Below are 21,621 nucleotides of genomic sequence, written 5' to 3' on the forward strand. Positions count from 1 at the left end.
CATATCAACCTTATGAGTGATGAAACTAATAAATAAGATTTAAAGTCGCATTCGATTGAGTGACAGCAATCTCAATAAATGCGATCGCTATCTTCCGCTTATGTGATGCAAATCACAAGAAGCAGCTCCTTTGTATTTTGCTCGTGGCAAATTTTAGACAAAGCGATCGCAAAGTAGCATCCCAGAAACCCTAAGAATCGCGGGTGCTACTTTACCAATTTTGTTCAGTTAGTGAGTGACGAGATCGTTTTCCCCAGCTATCGTTTTCCCCAGCTCTGGACTAAACTAGCGATCGCACAAACTTATCTAATCTGTCCATGCCTTTCTCAATCGAGGTCATATCCGTCGCGTAAGATAAACGGATGTGGTCATCGGCACCAAAAGCAATCCCTGGAATGGCAGCAACTTGCTGAGATTCTAGTAAAGCATCACAGAATTCTAGAGAAGTTAAACCCGTCTTGCCGATATTAATGAACAAATAGAAAGCACCGTCAGGCTTGGCACAACTGAGTCCAGAAATAGCGTTGAGACGCTCTAACATTACCTGTCGCCGTTCGGCAAAGGCGAGGCGCATTTGTTCCACGCACTCTTGAGAACCTTCCAAGGCAGCGATCGCGCCAAATTGTGCAAAAGTACACACATTCGAGGTGCTGTGCCCTTGGATGGTACTCATTGTTTTAATCAATTTTACGGGACCCGCGAGATAACCAATTCGCCAACCCGTCATTGAGTAAGCTTTTGCAAACCCATTGCTAATGAGAGTGCGCTCAAAAATCTCTGGTCCCAGGGAACCAATACTAATCTGTTGCACTCCATCATAGATAATCTTTTCGTAAATCTCATCGGAGACAACCAGAATATCTTTCTCTACCACCACCTCTGCCAATGCTGCCAACTCTGCTGGCGTATAGACGATGCCGGTGGGATTAGAAGGGGAATTGAGGACAAAGAGCTTCGTCCGTTCGGTACAAGATGAGCGGAGTTGCTCCGGCGTAATTTTATAGCCGGTGGAGGCATCTGTCTGCACAATCACCGGAGTCCCACCCGCTAGAACCACCATATCCGGATAACTGAGCCAGTAGGGAGCGGGGATAATCACCTCATCCCCCGCCTCAATCAGCGCCATGTGCAGGTTATAGAGGGAATGTTTGCCACCGTTGGTAACGATGACATTTTCAGCCATGTAGCTGAGTCCATTATCAGTTTGTAGCTTGTGAGCGATCGCTTGCCTTAACTTCGGTTCCCCCGCCGCTGGCCCGTACTTGGTCTTGCCCTCGTCTAGCGCTTTTTGGGCAGCGACTTTGATATGCGTTGGGGTATCGAAATCCGGTTCCCCAGCACTCAAACTACAAACATCCATTCCTTCTGCCTTCATCGCCTTGGCTTTAGCTGCGATCGCCAATGTTAAAGAAGGCTGTACTTGCTCCACTCGTGCTGCCAGCTTCATCCTTACCCCACTCTTGAGACTAACTTAGAGAGCCGTTGCCAAAGTAACTTAGCTTGTGCGATCGCGTTGCGCTGACTTGCCAGTTCGCACTTGGTAACTCTCTAGTCTTTCAGAGTAGCCTGCAATCAGGCTCCAGGTTGGCATTTTTTTTACTTTTTAAACGAATTCCTTGTTTTTACCTGCATCCTGACAATTAACCACCAAGGCACAAAAACACTCAGGAAACACAAAGTTTTCCATTTTAGTGTCGTTGTACCTTAGAGGTTCTTTGAAAACACGCTTTGGCGCTTATGGATCTGGATAAACAGACCCCGCGCTCAAGCAATGGTTACATCTGGTGACAGATAAACATCTTGGATGGCGTTAAATAGCTTCACTCCTTCCTCAAACGGACGCTGGAAGGTTTTACGACCGGAAATTAATCCAGTACCTCCAGCCCGTTTGTTAATGACGGCGGTGCGGATTGCTTCGGCAAAGTCGTTTTTACCTGACGCACCTCCGGAATTAATCAATCCAGCGCGACCAGAGTAGCAATTCAGCACCTGGTAGCGAGTGAGGTCAATCGGATGGTCGGTCGTTAGGTCGGTGTAAACTCGATCGTGGGTTTTGCCGTAACTTTGACCTGCGGCTTTGGCAACCGCAGCATATCCGTTGTTGCATTCAGGCAGCTTTTGTTTAATGATGTCTGCTTGAATGGTCACGCCCAAGTGGTTCGCCTGAGCCGTGAGATCTCCTGCCAGGTGATAGTCTTTGTCTTGCTTAAAAGCGTTGTTCCGGAGATAGCACCAAAGGATCGTTGCCATCCCATATTCGTGGGCGAGTTCAAAAGCTTGGCTGACTTCCTGAATTTGGCGGGTAGATTGATCTGAACCAAAGTAAATGGTTGCCCCGACCGCAGTTGCCCCCAAATTCCATGCTTGCTCGATAGAGGCAAACATTATCTGGTCGAATTGATTGGGGTAAGTGAGCAGTTCGTTGTGGTTAATCTTGAGAATGAAGGGGATTTTGTGGGCATACTTGCGAGAAACCATGCCCAAAACGCCCAGCGTGGTAGCAACGGCATTGCAACCGGCAGCGATCGCGAGTTTGACGATATTCTCAGGATCGAAATACATCGGGTTGGGTGCAAAAGAAGCACCCGCTGAGTGTTCGATGCCTTGGTCTACTGGCAGGATGGAAAGATATCCAGTATTGGCTAAACGCCCGGTTGAATACAGTTGCTGGAGACTCCGCAGCACTTGCGGGTTGCGATCGCTAGCAGCAAAAATTCGGTCTACAAAATCAGGCCCTGGCAGATGCAGTAAATCTTTAGAAATCTTCGCTTTGTGAGTCAGAAGGTCTTCTGCTTCTTGACCAAGATTCGACTCTAGAAAACTGGGCATAGATAGCGTAGTAGTCATAGCCGTTTTCCTAAAAACTTGAGTTTTGGTGGGCAGTACTGATGCAGGGAAGAGGGGTAATCAATCAAAAGTTTTGTTAGAGTAGCGCGTGTTTAATTCTGAGTTTTGAGTTTAAAATGCTTTATTCAAAACTCATCACTCCAATTCCAATTACCACCCGTCTTTAATCAACGAGAGAAGTATCCTTAAAAGCTAGCGTACCGCTTCAAGTTTCAACTTGCTCTTTTGGTGGAAATCCGTGCTGTTCTCTACCCGGTGGCCCGTCGTACTTCTTTGATGTTTTGTAAAGTTCAAAGCGCCCATCAGCAGCATAGGTTGCATAACGCGATCGCACGGCTTGCATTTCCTCTGGAGTCATCGGCGTGAAACCCCTGGCAATATTCAAGTTCTGGCGCAGCACTTGTAGCGAGTCAATCCCACTCACTGTCGTCGCCACGGGAAGACTCATGGCATAGCGTAACGCTTCTTGAACGGTGACAACGCCTGCTTTAATCGGTTCGCCCTCACCGCCGAGACTTTTCATGCCAATGGCGGCAATCCCGCGCTTGTTGAGTTCTGGGAGAACTTGTTTCTCAAAGCTGCGAAAGCTGGCATCAAAACAATTTAGCGGCAGTTGCACCGTATCAAAGGGGTAATCATAGGAAAGCATTTTCAGGTGAATTGCCGGATCTTTGTGACCTGTAAAGCCAACAAACCGAACTTTACCCTGCTGCTTGGCTTCATCTAAAGCCTCGATAACACCCCCTTTGGCGAAATGCCTTTCCGGGTCGTTGTCGTAAACAACTTCGTGAACTTGCCATAAGTCGATATAATCCGTCTTCAGACGCCGCAAAGATTGCTCTAGTTGCTGCATGGCGACTTTGCGATCGCGTCCGTGGGTACAAACTTTGGTCATCACAAAAGCTTTATCCCGCCGCCCTTGCAGCGCCTTCCCCAGCCGTTGTTCGCTGACACCTTCGTTATATTCCCAGGCGTTGTCCATAAAGGTGACACCCGCATCCAGCGCTTCTTGAACAATCCGAATCGCTTCGGGTTCGTTCGGAACTCCCAAGTGAAAGCCGCCGAGTGTCAGCGCGGAAACTTCTACGCCAGTGCGTCCGAGTTTTCGGCGGGGAATCTCGCCTGCTTTGATGGGCGTCGCCTGGGAAGTTGGCGATAGATTCGTTTCAGCATTGACTTGTTGGTGGGGGTGTAGCAAAATCCGATCGGCGATCGCGACTCCAGCTCCCAAAACGCCGAGTCGTTGCAGAAACTGCCTGCGCTTCCAGTTCAGAATTTCTTGGCGACGATTCTGGGCTGCGGTATCATCATGTGCATCTGGCATGAACTGACCCTGCTGATTTCTTTTATTTCTTCCTAGAATTAATATTTTTGTTAGTGTATTTCACCCGTCTCTAGATAGGTTATTCACTTCTCTTAAAAATCCAATTTATTAAGGCTTAACCTTTTTTTCAGGTGATTCCTAACAAATATGCTTTTCCAATGCACCGCCGCACTCGTCACTTTAGCAACCGTTGACCTTGAAGTTCTAGTGCTTTTCTATACCAATCTGCTCAACCAAAACCCAAATCCCTACATCCCGAATATTTACGCTGAATTTCAGTTGCCTGGATTTCGCTTAGGAATTTTCAGACCTAAAGAAACGCACTTATCAGAGTTTGACTCAGCTAAAAGTGGAATGAGCTTGTGTTTAGAAGTGACTGACTTAGAAGGGGCAATTTCTCACCTAACTGCCCTCGGATACCCACCCCCAGGAGAAATTTTTATCGCTTCTCATGGCAGAGAAGTCTATGCTTACGATCCCATAGGAAATCGGTTAATTCTTCACCAAGTATTTGCTATTTGTTAAAATTTTTACTTATTTTCGAAGGAAAGCTATCGCTTGATAATTTTAAATTTGCATGATTTAAAATTATCCAATAGTGTGTGAAATTACATTTTGAAATCTAAATTTGAAACAGGATTACTTGAGGTAAACGGCTAAGTCAGAAAAGCTACAAAAACTATAAATTAGTAACAGGATGGCGAGAATCTGCATCACGCGCAAATGGGGCGAGGGCATGAGAGTTTCGCGTACCCACATTGACATCGCAGCTCCAATGGCATAGCTTGAACTTAAAAGCAGATAAGGCCAGTCTTTGGTAATTTCCCAGCTCATCAGTAAGCCGATAGCTAACCCGGTCATCAGCAACTCAACGAACCAAGGTGGATTGTACTGGCTAGAAAAAACTAAAGTGCGCCACCAAAATTGTATAGGTCTCATCAATCGGTTGTTATTTTTTAAAAGAGCCATTAACGATTAACTAACGGTTAATCGTTAATAAAAAAATCAATCTAGGACTACTAGTTAAGATAATCAAAATTAAACAGTTTGGCTATCTGCTTAGAGGTGTATCTGGAGGAGTTCCAGGGAAAATCTGCTGATTGTGCTGTTGTAAGTCAGCGATCGCTTCTTGTGTCTCAACTTGGGGAAATGCCTCATAGAAGCGACTGACACTGAGGAAAGGATCGGGTGTTTGGAGAATAATCACGCGATCGCTCCAAGATAATAGCCAATCGCCTAATCCTATCGGTGCCACCGGACTACAAACCCAAACCGCAGCAGGTTCTTGGGCTTTCAAAGCGTAAGCGGCGGCTGCCATTGTCATGCCGGTAGCAATGCCATCGTCAATCAAAATAGCGATCGCACCGCGAGGATTCACGGATAAGCAGCTAGGAGAAAGCTGACTGTAGAGCGCCGCAGCTTTTTCTTGGGCTTGGTGCAACGCCGCTTCCCGTAGCTGATTATTTTCGGGATCTTTCCGCGATCGCTTTGCCTGGTACCAGATAACGTGCCCATCTGACGTGACGGCACCAATCGCCAGTTCTGGATTTTCAGGACGGGTAATTTTTTTAGCGACAACGATATCCACCGGGCAACCCAGACAGCGTGCTACCGGCACAGCCACCGGAATGCCGCCGCGAGGCAGTGCATAAACGATCGGCTGAACGCTCAAGCCTTGAGCCTGGAGCTGCTTAATCTCTGCCAGAATAGGCTGAGCTAGCTGCTCGCCAGCAGTAATGCGATCGCGGAAAATTGGGGCTGATGACATGGCACCCTCCAGAAGTTGGCAGTGCGCTCGCCTCTATAATGGCTGATCTTCGCCAGATAAGGCAGAAATCGAGAGTCCATCCAAAGTATGAACTATCAAAGGGCAAGTGTGAACCCACCTTCAGCCTAAGAGTAACCGGAAGCTCAGAGAACCTAAGCCTCACGCTGACCTAAGTCGGAAGAGTGAGCTTCCGACTTAGGTCAGCGGAGTGTCAATATTGTTAGGATTATTTCGGAAAAACCATAGACTATCCGCCAAATTCATGCCAAGCGAAGACCAACTCAGCCTTTTTGACACCTCAGGGATTAGCGAATCTACCACAGCCCAGCCTCAAGCACTAGAACTGATTCCGACAAGTGCCAAAATTCCTATTCCTGCTGGCACCTATCAAACAATGGCTCAGATGGCTGAGCATTGCAACCAATGCTATCGCTGTCAATTGGGCGAAACCCGCACAAACGCTGTAGTTGGACGCGGCAATCTCCAGGCACCCATCATGATTGTGGGGGAAGCGCCCGGTCAAAATGAAGACGAAACTGGCTTGCCATTTGTCGGTAAAGCGGGACAGTTACTAGAGAAAATACTCGCTTCGGTGCAGCTAAATACCGAACAGGACGTCTACATCGCCAATATTAATAAGTGCCGTCCCCCCGCTAATCGGGTTCCCACCCCCGATGAAATCGCTGCTTGCAAACCGTATCTGTTAGAACAGATCCGCATGGTAGACCCGAAAATTATCCTATTGACGGGCGCTACAGCAGTGAAAGGATTGACTGGCGACAAAAGAGGCATTACTAAAATTCGCGGCACTTGGATCGAGTGGGAAGGACGCCTGTGTATGCCGATTCTCCATCCAGCCTACCTGCTGCGGAATCCTGCCCGTGAAGCGGGCAGCCCCAAATGGTTAATGTGGCAGGATATTCAAGCAGTACGGGCAAAGTTGGATGAAATCCGCAGTTCTCCAGCGTAATGTTGTCGGTTTACACGAGTCCTTCCTGTTCTAGGGTTTCAATCAGCTGAAGACCTCTGGGATCGCCGACTCTCAAAAGCGCAGCTTTTGCATCTTCTCGGACACCCATCTCTTCATCTTCTGCGAATGCCTCAATTAATCCATCAATAGCACCCGCGTAGACGGCATTAGAAGGCATTTCGCGGCAGAGTTGTCCTAACGACCAAGCACAGTTGCTACGGACTGCGGCGATCGGGTCTTGCCTTAGAGCTTCAATCAGGGGTGGAATTGATGCCACAATGGCTTCGTAGCCCAGTTCAGCCATTTGAGCTAACCCACTGGCTGCCCACAGACGCACGGCAGAAATATCGGTTTTTAAGGCGTCGGTGAGAGGTTCTAGCGAGCGGCGATCGCGGCAGTTTCCCAAAGCCCAAACAACACCTTTGCGGACGTAGCCATTCCAATCGTTGTTGAGCTGGGTTATCAACGGCACTACGGCTGTAGAACTGGGATTGCGCCCCAGTCCATAAGCAGCACTCACCCGCAGCAACGGGCAGGGGTCACTCAGCAAGTGAATTAAATGAGGAATCGCTCGTTCATCCTGGAGTTCGCAGAAAGCTCGTGCTGCTAGCATCCGTTGCTGCGTTCCAGGAGCCGTTAACAGTGCCAGCATCGCATCTGGATCTGGTTTAGGTTGGCTCTCTGCGTCGGCATCAAGCGGCTCTATTTGATCCAGAGGGCTTTCTAGCTCTATCTCTGGATCGAGTAAGCTCAAATCGTCATCGTCGTCATACATATTTGAATAAAGTACCACTACCGCTCCCATTCCTCTAGTCTCTACTGGCAATGCCTGCTTGAGAGAGGCACGAAAGTTAAGAAAACTAACATTATGAGTTGCTAGACCCGATCAAAAAGTTGAATTTGGTATAGTACACGACACCAAGAGCCTTCTATTGTGATCCTTGATAACAGGGGGAGTAATGTGACAGACCACCTAGAGCCATATCGCCGGATGGTTCGTTCCATTCGATTCGTTCCCGCCTTGGGACCTACCCACCAATCTCAGCAGCCGGTGATGCCATTGCCGCAGGTCAATTTATCACCGTCAGTGCCATCTACCCCTCAACCTGCCCCTCAACCTGCCCCTCAACCTGCCCTCGATCCGTCCGAACACGTTAGCGGCTTGGTGCGAGAGGCAGTCTCGAAACCGACGGTGCTTCCCGTGACCTATGCGATCGCGGAAAATCTCGGCGATCGCATCAGCCGACTGACTGCTGCCAAACCAACGCGATCGCAACCGCCGGAAATTATAGCATTCAAAATTCCCCAGCCTGACCCCAACTGGAAGCCTGCCCCTCCAGTACCTGGTTGGGAGCAGCCAGTAGACGCGAGTTCTACGGTTCCCTCAGATGTCGCGGCACCGGAAGTAGAGTCACCATCCAGCTCAGTGCCACAGACAGAAGCCCAAACTCCAGTCGCGGCACCGGAAGTTGAGTCATCACCCAGTTCAGTGCCAGAGACGGAAGCAGCACCCATTCCCGAACCCGTCAAGGAGACGCCCAGCGCCCTTCCACAAGCAATATCTGAAACTCCAACGGCGGCACCGGAAGTGTCAGTTCAACCGACTGAGGAGACGACTGCTGCTGAGGCTGAGTCGCCAGAGGCGATCGCTCCGATAGAGGAACCAAAAGATACCCAACAACCCTCTTTATTAGACAGGGCGGCGGCGGCGCTTCAGGCAGTGGTATCTGTTTTCGACAAGCCAGATGCCGACCAAAAAGAGCCTACTGTAGAACCAGGACCTCCAGTCGAAGCCGAAATATCAGCGGCTACATCCGTTCCAGTCGAAGAGATCCCCAGCAAATCGGAAGTCGAAACCGAAACACCAACCGCCGAAGCTCCAGAGTCAGTTCAACCAGACGAGGAGACGGCTGCTGAGTCTTCGGAGGAAGCGATCGCTCCCAATGATGAACCAGACGCCCCTCAACCAACTTTATTAGATAGAGCTGCATCAGCGCTTGAGGCAGTGGTATCTGTTTTCAACCAGCAACCAGAAGCAGACGACCAGAACGAACCCGCGGTAGAATCAGCACCCGCAGCCGTCCCAGAAGCCCAAGCAATAGAAACACCTCAGATTAACTGTCCAAAATGCGGCGCTACTGAGGTTCGGAAAAATGGGCACTATAAAAACAAGCAAAGATATGTTTGTAAAGACTGTGGGAAACAGTTTGTTGCCGCTGATGCTGGTGAAGAAGCCGAGCCACAAACGCAGACAAAGCCTGCTGTAACATCTGAAGCTCAGGCATTGCCAAAGACGCACAGCGTTCCTGCCGTACCGGAAAAAACTTCTAAGGGCAAAGGGAAGAAACAGGCAAAAGGTTTTGGACGACCCAAAACAAAATAGCTTGCTTGGTCTTCCTTATGGCTGCGGTGTCTCAGGAAACAGCGGTTTCAGCATCCACAAAGACTGGGTTTGGTAGCCGAGGCTGCGGTAAAGATTCAACGCGGGTTGATTGGTTTGAAAGACTTGCAGACCCATTTGGCGATCGCCTCTTGCCCGCGCCCAGTCTTCGGCATGATTGACCAAAGCTTTTCCTATGCCACGTCGGCGGTGTTCTGGCAAGACATAGAGTAAAAAAATGTGGGCATGGCGATCGCCTGTCACCTGATCCACGGCATTTCCCAACCAAAGACAAGCTACTTGGGAAGGATGATGAACGGATGAGCCAGGAATTGAAGAATCTGTTTCTTCCTTTTTTCTTCCTTCTTCCTTTAGTTCGACCCACCACAAAGGCGTTTTTTTAGAAAAGTATTGCTCAACCGTTTCCGCTAGATGAGAAAAATCTTTTTGTTCTGGAAAAAGCTCCTGGTAAGTCAGCTGCATGAATTTCACGAGACTTGCTCGATTCAGACTCGATCCTTCGCGCAGCTGATACCCCGGCAATAACAGACAAGGCATTTTAGACTATCGATTTTAGATTGGAGATCAATCCTAAATCCATCCTTTCTAAGCCAAAATCAGATGTCGGTGCCTGAGCGTGTTCCCCAGGAGGATTGACTTCCTCAATAGGTGCGGGTGCTGCCATGTCAGAGGGTAAAAAGATGCGGGCGCTAACTGCCACCAGCGCCACAAAAAAGATCAACACCACGATCAATGGAACAATGTACTGACGAAAGATAGCCATAGAGAAAGACTTTTCTAAGAATTGTGTTTAAGATTTGTTAAGCTCTCTGTTTCTATCCTACAACTGTTGAGAGTCATCGTCTTCATCATCTAGTACCTCTCTAGGCATTTCTGGCACGGAACGCGAATTCCAGGGAGCAAAAATAGGCAGCAGCAGTAATCCAGGCAAGGCAGCGGCGATGCTAATTAGGAAAAAGGAAGGCCAACCAGTGGCTTCTGCGATTCGACCCGCTGGGGCAACTAAAATATCGCGGCTGACTGCCATTAAGCTGGAGAGTAAAGCATACTGGGTTGCCGAGAAGCGCTGGTTACAAAGACTCATCAAAAAGGCTACAAAAGCGGCGTTTCCGAGTCCAGCACAAAAGTTTTCAATATTAATAGTCAGTACAAGTAACTGATAGTTTTTCCCGACTTGTGCAAGGAGAAAATAAGCAAAATTACTCACTGCTTGCAAAGCACCAAATACCCAAAGTGAGCGATTAATACCGATTTTGCTGAGAATTGCACCGCCTGAAAGAGCGCCAACAATGCTTGCCAATAATCCCATGCCGCCCTGAATTGCACCAACTTCTGCGGAAGAGAAGTTTAAGCCGGTCTTTTCCAACAAAAAGGGCGTGGACATATTATTAACGAGCGCGTCACCCAGTTTGTAGAGAACAATGAAAACTAGAATCAAAAATCCTTGGCTCTGACCATTGCGTTGAAAGAATTCAATAAATGGCAAAGACACCGCTTCTGATAAGGAATCGGGTGGGCGATCGCGCTGTATGGGTTCCGGTGCCCAAATTGAACTCACGAACCCAATTGCCATCAACAGCGACATCAACAAGTAAACTGTAGGCCAAGACAATTTTTCCGCTAAAATCAGCGCCAAACCACCCGTAATCAGCAAGGCAACGCGATATCCTAAAACAAAAATCGCTGCCCCGGCTCCCATTTCCCGTTCTTCCAGGACATCCGTGCGATAGGCGTCAACGGCGATGTCTTGAGTCGCGCTGAAAAAGGCAATGAATAAAGCATTGACGGCTAACAGTTGCAAAGCTTGGGAGGGCTTTTGGAGCGCCATTGCTGCGATCGCTAACAACAATGCCGCTTGCGTCAGAACTAGCCAGCCACGACGACGCCCCAGAAACGGCGGCACAAAGCGATCGAGTAAGGGCGACCAAATAAACTTGAGCGAGTAGGGCAAACCTACCAAGCTGAACAACCCAATCGCACTTAAATTCACGTTCTCGACTGTCATCCAGGCTTGCAACGTCTTACTCGTCAAGAACAAGGGCAAACCTGACGCAAAGCCCAGAAACAAAAGAGCCGCCATCTTGCGGCTTTGAAAAACTTGAAAAAAAGATTGGGTTGCTTTCACGACTGACAAAGGCTCCTTACGAACTTTGAGTCATTAGTTTGCTGTCCTTGCTAGTGGGTAATCGGTAATCGGTAATGCCTTGTATGAATTACCAATTACCAATTACCGTTTCTCCAATTCCTAATGACTCAGGAGAATGGCTCTTTTGGTCTTGAGATATCATCCCATAGAGAGAAACCTTTTCCCGGAGACTTTGATAAGAGGAACGCGAAGAATGCTATCGCCTTCGAGATCCCGATTTCATGGAAGCAAATTCATAGCCGCGCCAGACGCCGACCAACACACCTTGCACCTCCACTTGGTTCGCCTTTACCTTAATGGGGTCGTATTTGGTATTGGCTGGTTTGAGCGTAATTTGCTCTCCCTGCCGGTGATAGCGTTTCAAAGTCGTTCCGTGTCCTTCGACTCGTGCTGCCACAATCGTGCCATTTTTCACGCGATCCGGTTCGGGTACGGGTCGCATGATGACCATATCGCCTTCAGCAATTTGGTCATCAATCATGCTGTCTCCGACCACCCGAAGGGCATAATAATCCGGCTGACGAAACAGGGCAGCCAAATCCAGCTGTTCGACCGTATCGGTGAAAGGTTCGACAAGACCACCGGCAGCGATCGCTCCTAAAACCGGCACTCCACCCGCACCAGAGCGCACAATCCTAATCGTGCGGGCTTTTCCTTCCGTCCAGTCAATATAGCCTTTCGCACGCAAGTGTTCCAGGCGGCTCTGAACCGGCGCAGGCGACTTCAGTTCCATTGCCCGCATCATCTGCCGAATTGAAGGCGCGTGTTGATATTGACTGATATATTCCACCAGCCAATTATAAAGTTGCTGCTGAGCATCAGTTAGGGGTTCCATAAAACAATAGGGGAATACTAATCTACGTCCTATAGAACATTCGTACTACTAAAATCCACGTCTGTCCAGTGGTTAATGGCTAATGTTTTTTAAACAATTAGCCATTTGCCATTGGCGATTAGGGATTAGCAAATTATCAATCTGCTCCCAAAAGACTCACCAACAAAGCCTTCTGCGCGTGCATTCGGTTTTCTGCCTGATCCCAAACCCGCGACTGAGAACCTTCGATAACAGCATCGGTAATTTCTTCCTCTCGATGAGCAGGTAAACAATGCAGCACAATTGCATCAGGATCGGCAATACTCAACAGCTGCTCATTCACTTGGTAAGGTTGAAAAATTGGAATTCTGGCATCTGCTTGTTCCTCTTGACCCATACTTGCCCATACGTCGGTATAAAGCACATGGGCACCTTTGGTGGCAGCTTCAGGGTCGTTAGTAATTGTTACCTCAGAGTTAGTCTGTGCAATCTTTTTCGCTTGCTCGACAATTGCCGCATCGGGTTGATACTCCGTAGGTGTAGCAATTCTCACATTCATCCCCATCAACGCGCAGCCCAAAAGCAGGGAGTTTGCCATATTATTACCATCTCCCAGATAAGTTAAAGTTAGCCTATCTAGCGTTCCAAAGCATTCTTGAACAGTTAATAAATCAGCTAAAACCTGACAGGGATGTTCTAAATCCGACAGCGCATTGATAATCGGAATCTTGGCATAGTTCGCAAAAGTTTGCAGATCCTCCTGCTCAAATGTCCGAATCGCTAAGATGTCTAGATAGCGATCCAACACTCGTGCTGTATCGGCTAACGGTTCTCCCCGGCTCACCTGGGTAACATTAGGATTAAGGTCTATCACCTGACCGCCTAGTTGGTACATTGCCACTGAAAAGCTGACGCGAGTCCGTGTAGACGCTTTATAAAACAACAGCCCTAACACCTTATTGCAGCGCAAATTTAGCTGATGCGTCTTCAGCTGAGCTGCCAAATCCAAAAGTTCTTTCATTTCCTCAGCACTGAGGTCTGCCAGACTTAGGAGATCTCGTCCTTTCAATGCTTCCATTTTTATCCCCGATGAGTGAAGTAAAATGCGTTCCCGCAGCGTGAGTCTTAACGGAGCGCGTCGTTTAGACTCTACTTGGCTCTTGTTATACCGTTTTAAAACCCTACCAGATTTTTATCAACTTAGCTGTGGCAGAGAATTGTAAGGACAAGTTCATGAGTAACCAGAAGTGTTTCCAGGTACATCCAGGGTAAAACTTTCGGGATAGCAACCCATTTTTGCAGAATTTAACGGGTTTGAAGGGAAAATGTTTTTTCTGTTCCAGCAGCTTAATAGAGAGTTATTCATCCCAAATTTAGGCTTCTCCAGTCTCTTTCAACCCTAGTCATCGAAAATATCTTTTCAACCGAGAAATAAACCACTATAGAGTCAAAATAAACCTTAAAAAAGGTATTGATATGGTAAAAGTTCCTTTTGTATCCTTTCAGCAAATAAAGTAAGCAAAAGCTCAGCCTGTTTCCCCTACCTAGAAAATAGGTTGCAAGAATTAACAAACTGATGTATACCGCTTAGGGGGGTTAGACTTAAAATTTTTAGTATAACCTTAAGCCATTTAAGGATATTTACTAAGATAATCGTTGATTCATAAAAATAATTAGAAATATCACAGAAATATAACTTTTCCAGAATCCCGAATATGAAATTTCCCTTCGCGGTGAAAATAGGGCTGGCTATCTCGCTTCTTTCAGTTGGAGTCACCAGCACTAGCGTTTATTTTTTCTACTCAAAAACAAATCAAATTGTTTTAAACCAGATGTCAGAGCGACTTAAAGATGTAGGTCGTCAGGGAGCATCTTCGTTAGAGCAAGACGAAAAACAAACAATTCAGCAGCTTCGTCAGTCCCTTGAAAAAAATTCTCTGCCTATAAGCGAAAAAATCAGAACCCTAGAACCTGGAGAAATTACTGCTTCTTTACTACCTAAAATTGCTCAAGAATATATAAATTCCCCGGAGTATCAAGCTCTTGTAAAAATTTTGATAAAAATCAGAAATAGCAGCCGGAGAAAAGTATTTCCTGTGAGATTCTTGAGGCAAACAGCAGAAGCAAAAGACAAGATTCCGCTCATTCGCTCAACCTATCTTATTGTCAGCATTCCAGAATCTCCGAGATATCGAATTGTCAAGTTTCTGGCTCATGACAATTCTCAAAGAACACTAGCTCAGAAAGAAAAATTGATTGGGGATTTATACGCAACTGAGCAAAATGAACTACAGCAAGCTTTTGAGGGGGAAGCACAAGCTGGCAAGAAATTTTATACAGATGAAATTGGCACTTTTCTCAAAGCAGCCATTCCCATTAAAGATGAAAAAGATAATGTTATTGCTGTTTTAGTTTTAGAGTATGACGGTACCCACGAAATCAATCAAATTCATAAATTACGATATATTTGCATCAGTATTATTAGTATTAGTTTAGTCCTGTCACTGCTCGTCGCATTTTTGCTGGCGCGTTGGTTGGGAAACCCTATCGAAAAATTATTAGAAGGTGCTCAAAAAGTATGCGATCGCAACTTTGACATCTTTATAGATGTTAAAAGCAAAGATGAGCTAGGACTACTGGCAGATGCCTTTAATTCGATGGTAGCTGAGATTCGAGACTATGCCCGAAACCTAGAATCCAAAAACAAAGATTTATTACAAATCAATCAACTAAAAGATGAGTTTTTAGCTAATACTTCCCAAGAACTACAAACCCCTTTAAATGAAATAATCGGTATCACTGACTCTCTTTTAGAGGGAGCTGCTGGAGAACTGTCGGAAATTCAAACGCAAAACTTGTTAATGGTTTTGCAAAGCGGTCAACGGCTAGCAAATATGGTTAACGATATTGTTGATTTAGAAAAACTTAAGCATAAAACACTGGGGTTAAAACTCAAACCAGTAGGAATGCAAGAAATTGCCGATGTAGTTTTAACTCTTGCTAAACCTTTCGCAGATATCAAAGGTTTGCGCTTGATTAATCGAATTGAACCTACTGTACCAATGGTATGTGCTGATGAAAATAGAGTTCAACAAATCCTGCATAATTTAGTTAGTAATGCGATTAAATTTACTGATACAGGTAGTATACAAGTTGTTTCTTCAGTTGCGGATAATTACATGGAAATTACGGTTGCAGATACCGGAATTGGCATTCCAATCAATAGAATAAATACCATTTTTGATGCTTTTGAACTTACCGAAGAATCTATTTCTAGACCTTACGTGGGGACGGGCATCCGCCTTGCAGTTACTAAACAACTGGTGGAATTGCATGGCGGCAAAATTTACGTAGAATCCATTCTAAAAAAAGGTTCGCGGTTTACTTTTACGCTACCGCTGGCAGGAAAATTGGAAAGTATACAACAAACGCTTTCCAAAGAACTCAGTTCAAAAGAGGTTGAAATTCAAAACTTTCAGTTTGAAAGGTTACAAGATTACCTACAACCTGCACCCCAAGAAGGAAAATTTAAAATTTTAATTGTAGATGACGATCCGGTTAATCTTCAGATCCTTAACAATTATCTCTATTTGGAAAATTATACGGTTTATCAAGCGAGGAATGGAATCGCTGCTTTAGAAGCCATTGCGCAAGGTCTAAAGCCTGATTTAATTTTACTTGATGTAATGATGCCAAAAATGTCAGGCTATGAAGTTTGCAAAAAAATTCGCCAAACTTTCCCTGCCAATGAATTACCAATTGTGATTGTGACAGAAGCGCATAGCGTTGCTAATTTATTAGAAACCTTTGGGTCAGGAGCCAATGATTATCTAACCAAACCAATTTCTAGACACGAATTGATAGCACGAATAGAGACTCATCTTGAGCTTTCCAAAATAAATATTGCTTATGGTCGATTTGTGCCCCGTCAATTTATTAGTTTGCTGGGAGAAGAAAGCATTGTTAATGTAAAGCTAGGCGATCAAGTGCAGAAAGACATGACAATCCTCTTTTCTGACATTCGCAACTTTACGAGCCTTTCAGAGGCGATGTCACCCAAAGAGAATTTTAATTTTATTAATTCCTACTTGAGTCGGGTGAGTCCCGTTATCCGGAATAATAATGGTTTTATAGATAAATATATTGGAGATGCGGTGATGGCGCTTTTCCCGGAAAGCGCTGAAGATGCTTTGCGGGCAGCGATTGAAATGCAAAAACAAGTTTCGCAGTACAATATGGAACGCCGAAGAAGCAATTTACCTCCTATCGCTATCGGCATTGGCATCCATAGCGGCAGTTTGATGCTAGGCACAATTGGAGATGAACAGCGTATGGAAGGGACAGTGATTTCAGATGCAGTGAATCTGGCGTCTCGTCTGGAAGATTTGACCAAAGCCTACGGAGCTTCTATTATTATTAGTGAAAAGACTTTGCTGGATTTAGCAGATCCCACTCGATATAACTATAGATTTTTGGATAAAGTTCATATTAAAGGTCGTAAAGATTTATCGCCTATCTTTGAAGTTTTTGATGGTGTTATCTTAGAGGCTTTAGAGCTAAAAAGCGAAACCAGAAGCTCTTTTGAATGGGGAATTCATCTCTATTACAGCAAAAAATATGCCTCTGCGGAGGAAATTTTCAAGAACGTCTTAGAGCAAAATAATCAAGATAAAGCGGCTAGCCTCTATGTTAAACGTTGCCAGAGATTGCAAAAACAGGGAACCGATGAAAGATGGGACGAAATTGAGTCTTTCGAGGAAGCCTTTTAGGCAAAACGACAGGAGAAAATGTTTAGAGAGGGGGTTGCTTTTGCAACCTGCATCGCCGATTACCAATTCCGTAATTAAACGCTTGCTTTTAAGCCTTCCAGGTCTCTGTCTAGGAATGGTCTTACCTTCTGTAACGACTTTAATGCCGAGTCGGGTTTTGGCTGCGGAAAAAATATTTATTTCCTATGGACCGATACAGTTATCCCTTCCGGTTTCGGCACTGGAAGAATATGCCAGGGAAGGCAAAATCAATCAGGATTTAGGGTTTTATGCTCAATTTTTTAAGCCGGAACAGCTAGAGCAGTTACGGAGGATTTTGCAAACTCGTGCGAATGTGAGTCCGGTGGCAGTGGCTCAATTTCTCTACACGCCGCAGGGGGAAATTTTGCTGCGACGAGTCGGCGAAATTATTCAAACAAAAGCATTTCAACCAGGTTTTTATGCAATTCGAGCTGCTTTAATTCAAGCTGCTGCCGATCCCGCAGGGTTGACGCCATTGAATGTACTGCGAAAGTTTCCGACTTACGCAATTCGGATTAATTCGGATCGGGGCTTTGAGATTATTGATGAACTGAGCAACCTGATTGGGAAAACGCAAGGAGCGATCGCTGCTGTTGAACAGGAAGCTTTGGCTGAAATCTCAGCTCAGTCATCCACTCAGCTGCCCTTTCAAGGGCCACAAATGGCAACACCGTCTAATATTCCCGCAGGGCGGGATTTACAGCAACCAGGGCCGCTAAGCTGGGAAATGCAAACCCTGACGCTCAATGACCTCAGCCGCAGCCGTACCTTCCCAGTCGATGTTTATCTGCCGCAGTTGAGCGGACGAGCCGCACCCGTGATTGTAATTTCTCATGGGCTGGGAAGCGATCGCTTGTCCTATGCCTACCTGGCGAGACACCTAGCCTCTCATGGATTTGCAGTGGCTCTACCAGAACATCCAGGCAGTAATTCCCAGCAGTTGCAGGCTCTAATTAGCGGTCTGACAAGCGATGCGGCTCCTCCCAGCGAGGCAGTTGACCGTCCTCTGGATATGAAGTATTTGCTAGATCAACTGGCAGCTACTTATCGAGGACGACTAGATATGCAAAACGTCGGCGTCCTTGGTCAATCGTTTGGCGGCTACACAGCGTTGGCACTGGCAGGTGCAGAAATTAATTTTGAGAACCTGGAAAAAGATTGCACTGCCATCAATAGTTCGTTGAATCTGTCGCTGTTGCTCCAGTGTCGGGCGCTGCTGTTGCCGCAAATTGATTATCAATTGGGGGATGACCGAATTAAGGCAGCGATCGCGATCAATCCAGTTGATAGTAGTATTTTCGGAAAAACTGAGATGAGCGGCATCAAAGTTCCGATAATGTTATTTGCCAGCAGTAACGATACCGCCGCACCTGCTTTATCAGAACAAATTAAACCCTTCACCTGGCTGACAACTCCCAACAAATATCTGGTTTTAATGAAAAAGGCAACGCATTTTTCCACTTTGGGAGAAGCGTTTGAAGGCACTGGCGTAGTTAAAATCCCGCCGCAAGTTGCCGGGCCAAATCCCGTGACTGCTTTTGGATATGTGAAAGCCTTGAGCCTAGCTTTTTTTAAAACCTATGTTTCTAACGAGCCAGAATATCAAGGCTACCTGAATGCTTCTTACGCTCAATATATCAGTCGAGATGAGATTCCTTTAGTTTTGATTCAGTCTTTAACAGAGGAACAATTGCAGGGAATCAGCAATACTTCTACTGCTCAGCCAATCCCATCTCCTACACCCAATACTTTTCAGTTAACCTCTCCCCCAGCCCTTCCCCTGCAAGGGGACGAGAGGAATTCTTCCCCTTCTCTGCCAGGGGATAGGGTAGAGGCGTTAGGTGTGCCTTACCCGAAAAATATTGCTCCTACACCTTAACTAGAATATGCAATCGGATGATTTGAAATTAGCTCAACTAAAACAAAAACTAAGCAGTGTTAGGCGTTCAGCTTGGAAACCTATCGTTCAAGAAGGTTATGGAGATTTAACTGCATCAAAGTTTGCTGGAAAACCTTGGCTGAGTGCCAATGAGACTTGGCCTACTTGTCCTAATTGTCAAAAGCCAATGCAGTTTTTTCTGCAACTGAATCTTGACAAGTTGCCTGAAAGCTTGAATGGAAAGTTTGGCAGCGGTTTAGTACAATTTTTTTATTGTACTAGCTACGACGAGCCTCTTTGCGAGGTTGATTGTGAGGCTTGGGAACCATTTGCAAAAACTAAACTTGCGAGAATTATTCAACCAAACACCACACCATCAGAGATGGACATACCAGAAATAGAAGATTTATTTGCTGCTAAGTTAATTACGGGATGGGAACAAAGGGACGAGTACCCTGACAGGCAAGAGATAGAGCTAGATAACAATACACTAGATAATAAAGCTTTTGATATTGTCTACAAGCGCCCTCGAAGAGAAGACAAGTTGGCTGGTTGGCCTAGTTGGGTACAAGATCCTGAATATCCAAATTGTCCAACTTGTAACCACGAAATGAATCAATTCATTTTTCAAATTGATTCAGGAGATGACACTATTAATATTCCTTATAACTGGGGTGATATGGGAGCAGCATATCTCCTACAATGCCCAGAACATAAGGAACAAGTTACTTTAGTGTGGCAGTGCCACTAATTAAAAACTTATAGGATTAAATGCAAGGATTTCTTAACTTAAACAAACCAGTTGGATTCACTTCTCACGATTGTGTCGCCAAGGTGCGAAAACTCTTGCGCCTCAAGCGCGTGGGACACGCGGGAACTTTAGATCCGGCTGCGACTGGCGTGTTACCAATTGCCCTGGGCAAGGCGACGCGGCTGTTGCAATATCTGCGGCAGGATAAGGCTTATCGGGGGACGATTCGACTGGGGGTAAGGACAACGACTGATGACTTGGAAGGAGAAATTATCAGCGCCCAGCCAGTATCAGGATTAACCTTAGAACAAGTGAAAGCAACGCTAAAGAAATTTGAGGGCAAAATTCAGCAAGTGCCCCCAAATTATAGCGCTATTCAAGTTGAGGGAAAACGCCTGTACGATAAGGCACGGGCAGGTGAAATCATTGAAGTTCCGGCGCGAGAGGTGGAAGTTTATAAGCTAGAAATATTAGAGTGGCGCGAGCGCGATTTTCCCGAATTAGATGTAGCAATCGCTTGTGGCCCTGGAACTTATATTAGAGCGATCGCTCGCGATTTAGGTTCAGCGTGTGCAACTGGCGGCACCCTTGCCGCCTTGACTCGCACTGAGAGTAGCGGCTTCCAGCTATCAGATAGCCTGACTTTTGAAGAATTGGAAGAACAGCTCAAACAAGGAACGTTTCATCCAATTCTAGCGTCGGCAGCTTTGGGGCATCTCCCAGCTGTCACCTTACAAGCAACAGACGCTAAAGCCTGGTGCCAAGGTCAGCGCATTCCTTTTCGCCCCCTTTCCTTTCCTGCCTTGACGGACGCTGAAGAGGGAAAGTTGCGGCTGAACGATGAAGAGGGTCGTTTTTTGGGCATAGGTTGCTTGCTTGCCTTAGAAACTGGCTATCTACTGGTTCCTCTGATGGTATTTGAGCCACTTTGAGCCATATTTTGAGCCATATTTAGAGGAACACCCGCTTTCTCGCGTGCGCGATCGCACCGATGCCTCTGCCATCCGATTGTCAGGATAATCGTTTTAGAGTTAGAACTGGCAGCATGATAGCTGTCTGCGAGCGACTTAGCTGCTTTTGGAGAGAATTTTGGATGCGATCGCTAAAATCAACGTTAATTTATATTGCAATTACTCTAGGATTTGTTGCGAGCTATATTAACAAATCATCGGCTCAAGATTCCGATTTCGTCACTTTAAGTCGGGAAATTATTACTAGATTGAATGGGAATTGTCGGGGTTCTACGCAAGTTCGTTATCAATCCCAGAAGTTGACCTCACCGAATGGTCGTAATTCAGTTTATCTGAATATGAATATTCGGAGAGTTGGTCAAGCCAACAGTCGGGCAAACAATAACTTGTTGATAAAATGTAATCCCAATACTGCTGATAAAATTCTTGGAGAATTAGTGATTGAAAAGGATGGACTATCGAGTACAACAAGGCTGGGAGATATTCTGGGCTTAAGTAACAATATTCATAACTACGTTATTGCTAATCCAGTCTCTTTTTCCCCGGATGATAGATATTTAGTGTTAAGATTAGATGTTTTTGATGGATTAAATAATTCTTGGGTTAATCATTTAGTTTTAGACACTCTTAATCGCTATAAAATATTGGCTTTTTCTAATTGTGAAGGATTTGAAAGCAATTCCTATTTAGGATTTATTTCATCTTCTGAGATAGTTTTTGCCTGCGAGAATCCTAGCGAACCAGGCCCCATAGAAGTATTTAATTTTCAAAAAAGGTCTCGTCAGAGGATTTCTACCCGGAAAGCTTCAAGGGAATTAGTGAGGATTCTGGATAAGGTTCGTTCTTACGGCTCGGTTTCTTCGGAATTTGCTATCGTCGATGAGCAGCAGTTTCCTCCTCAATAGAAGTTAAGCCATTGCATATTAAGATATCACTAAATTATTTTAGGAATATAAAATT

The 21,621-nt window shown here is 45.8% G+C and carries 18 protein-coding genes and 1 pseudogene; 8 read left to right on the plus strand and 11 right to left on the minus strand.

The features are described from left to right. Positions 1–280 precede the first annotated feature (280 nt). The 3 genes from NDI34_RS12960 to NDI34_RS12970 all read right to left on the minus strand — a co-directional run bounded on the left by NDI34_RS12960 (position 281) and on the right by NDI34_RS12970 (position 4,171). Positions 281–1,447 (minus strand): pyridoxal phosphate-dependent aminotransferase, encoded by a 1,167-nt coding sequence (locus tag NDI34_RS12960; RefSeq protein WP_190410599.1) that lies wholly within the window; start codon positions 1,445–1,447, stop codon positions 281–283. Positions 1,448–1,764: 317 nt separating this feature from the next. Further along, positions 1,765–2,847, minus strand: coding sequence for a class I fructose-bisphosphate aldolase (locus NDI34_RS12965; protein ID WP_190534881.1), 1,083 nt, complete (start codon positions 2,845–2,847; stop codon positions 1,765–1,767). A gap of 205 nt (positions 2,848–3,052) precedes the next feature. Further along, positions 3,053–4,171, minus strand: a complete 1,119-nt coding sequence (locus NDI34_RS12970; protein ID WP_190534885.1) for an aldo/keto reductase — start codon at positions 4,169–4,171, stop codon at positions 3,053–3,055. A 147-nt stretch (positions 4,172–4,318) separates the two neighbouring features. Between NDI34_RS12970 and NDI34_RS12975 the strand changes: the two genes are divergently transcribed. Further along, a complete protein-coding gene (locus NDI34_RS12975) occupies positions 4,319–4,696 on the plus strand; it encodes a VOC family protein (RefSeq protein WP_348232861.1) in 378 nt (125 codons plus the stop codon). A 114-nt stretch (positions 4,697–4,810) separates the two neighbouring features. Here NDI34_RS12975 and NDI34_RS12980 read toward each other — a convergent pair whose 3' ends face one another. Both NDI34_RS12980 and NDI34_RS12985 read right to left on the minus strand, forming a co-directional pair. Next, entirely contained in the window at positions 4,811–5,110 is a 300-nt protein-coding gene (locus tag NDI34_RS12980) for a hypothetical protein (RefSeq protein WP_190410594.1), read from the minus strand. 112 nt (positions 5,111–5,222) lie between these two features. Beyond that, a complete protein-coding gene (locus NDI34_RS12985; protein ID WP_348232862.1) occupies positions 5,223–5,939 on the minus strand; it encodes a phosphoribosyltransferase family protein in 717 nt (238 codons plus the stop codon). A gap of 262 nt (positions 5,940–6,201) precedes the next feature. On the opposite strand from NDI34_RS12985, the gene NDI34_RS12990 reads away from it, so the two are divergent. Beyond that, positions 6,202–6,909, plus strand: coding sequence for a uracil-DNA glycosylase (locus NDI34_RS12990; protein ID WP_348232863.1), 708 nt, complete (start codon positions 6,202–6,204; stop codon positions 6,907–6,909). Positions 6,910–6,919: 10 nt separating this feature from the next. Here the strand turns inward: NDI34_RS12990 and NDI34_RS12995 are convergent, their stop codons facing one another. After that, the gene (locus NDI34_RS12995; RefSeq protein WP_190410906.1) at positions 6,920–7,684 is read right to left on the minus strand and encodes a HEAT repeat domain-containing protein; all 765 of its coding nucleotides are present in this window, start codon (positions 7,682–7,684) and stop codon (positions 6,920–6,922) included. A gap of 1,344 nt (positions 7,685–9,028) precedes the next feature. On the opposite strand from NDI34_RS12995, the pseudogene NDI34_RS13000 reads away from it, so the two are divergent. Then, positions 9,029–9,127 (plus strand): annotated as a pseudogene (locus NDI34_RS13000) (IS1 family transposase); the annotation flags it as partial. A 180-nt stretch (positions 9,128–9,307) separates the two neighbouring features. On the opposite strand, the gene NDI34_RS13005 reads toward NDI34_RS13000, so the two are convergent. The 5 genes from NDI34_RS13005 to argF all read right to left on the minus strand — a co-directional run bounded on the left by NDI34_RS13005 (position 9,308) and on the right by argF (position 13,348). Beyond that, positions 9,308–9,847: a GNAT family N-acetyltransferase gene (locus NDI34_RS13005; RefSeq protein ID WP_190429519.1), complete on the minus strand. Its 540-nt coding sequence runs from the start codon at positions 9,845–9,847 to the stop codon at positions 9,308–9,310. A 1-nt stretch (position 9,848) separates the two neighbouring features. Beyond that, positions 9,849–10,073 (minus strand): hypothetical protein, encoded by a 225-nt coding sequence (locus NDI34_RS13010; RefSeq protein WP_348232864.1) that lies wholly within the window; start codon positions 10,071–10,073, stop codon positions 9,849–9,851. A gap of 57 nt (positions 10,074–10,130) precedes the next feature. Next, positions 10,131–11,390 (minus strand): AmpG family muropeptide MFS transporter, encoded by a 1,260-nt coding sequence (locus NDI34_RS13015; RefSeq protein WP_190410905.1) that lies wholly within the window; start codon positions 11,388–11,390, stop codon positions 10,131–10,133. A gap of 262 nt (positions 11,391–11,652) precedes the next feature. Next, a complete protein-coding gene (gene lexA / locus NDI34_RS13020; RefSeq protein WP_190410589.1) occupies positions 11,653–12,291 on the minus strand; it encodes a transcriptional repressor LexA in 639 nt (212 codons plus the stop codon). A gap of 136 nt (positions 12,292–12,427) precedes the next feature. After that, positions 12,428–13,348 (minus strand): ornithine carbamoyltransferase, encoded by a 921-nt coding sequence (gene argF, locus NDI34_RS13025; RefSeq protein ID WP_190534898.1) that lies wholly within the window; start codon positions 13,346–13,348, stop codon positions 12,428–12,430. A gap of 637 nt (positions 13,349–13,985) precedes the next feature. Here argF and NDI34_RS13030 point away from each other — a divergent pair. The 5 genes from NDI34_RS13030 (at position 13,986) to NDI34_RS13050 (ending at position 21,566) form a co-directional block, all read left to right on the plus strand. Next, a complete protein-coding gene (locus NDI34_RS13030; RefSeq protein ID WP_348232865.1) occupies positions 13,986–17,039 on the plus strand; it encodes a response regulator in 3,054 nt (1,017 codons plus the stop codon). A 40-nt stretch (positions 17,040–17,079) separates the two neighbouring features. Continuing rightward, a complete protein-coding gene (locus NDI34_RS13035) occupies positions 17,080–18,939 on the plus strand; it encodes an alpha/beta hydrolase (protein WP_348232866.1) in 1,860 nt (619 codons plus the stop codon). A gap of 7 nt (positions 18,940–18,946) precedes the next feature. Continuing rightward, entirely contained in the window at positions 18,947–19,690 is a 744-nt protein-coding gene (locus tag NDI34_RS13040; RefSeq protein ID WP_348232867.1) for a DUF1963 domain-containing protein, read from the plus strand. A gap of 20 nt (positions 19,691–19,710) precedes the next feature. Next, complete coding sequence (gene truB / locus NDI34_RS13045; RefSeq protein WP_348232868.1) at positions 19,711–20,622, plus strand: tRNA pseudouridine(55) synthase TruB; 912 nt, start codon at positions 19,711–19,713, stop codon at positions 20,620–20,622. Positions 20,623–20,783: 161 nt separating this feature from the next. Then, positions 20,784–21,566 carry a hypothetical protein gene (locus tag NDI34_RS13050; protein ID WP_348232869.1) on the plus strand — a complete coding sequence of 261 codons (783 nt, stop codon included), beginning with the start codon at positions 20,784–20,786 and terminating at the stop codon, positions 21,564–21,566. Positions 21,567–21,621 lie beyond the last annotated feature (55 nt).

It is taken from the genome of Trichocoleus sp. DQ-U1, assembly GCF_039961925.1.
Taxonomy (GTDB): Bacteria; Cyanobacteriota; Cyanobacteriia; order Cyanobacteriales; family FACHB-T130; genus FACHB-T130.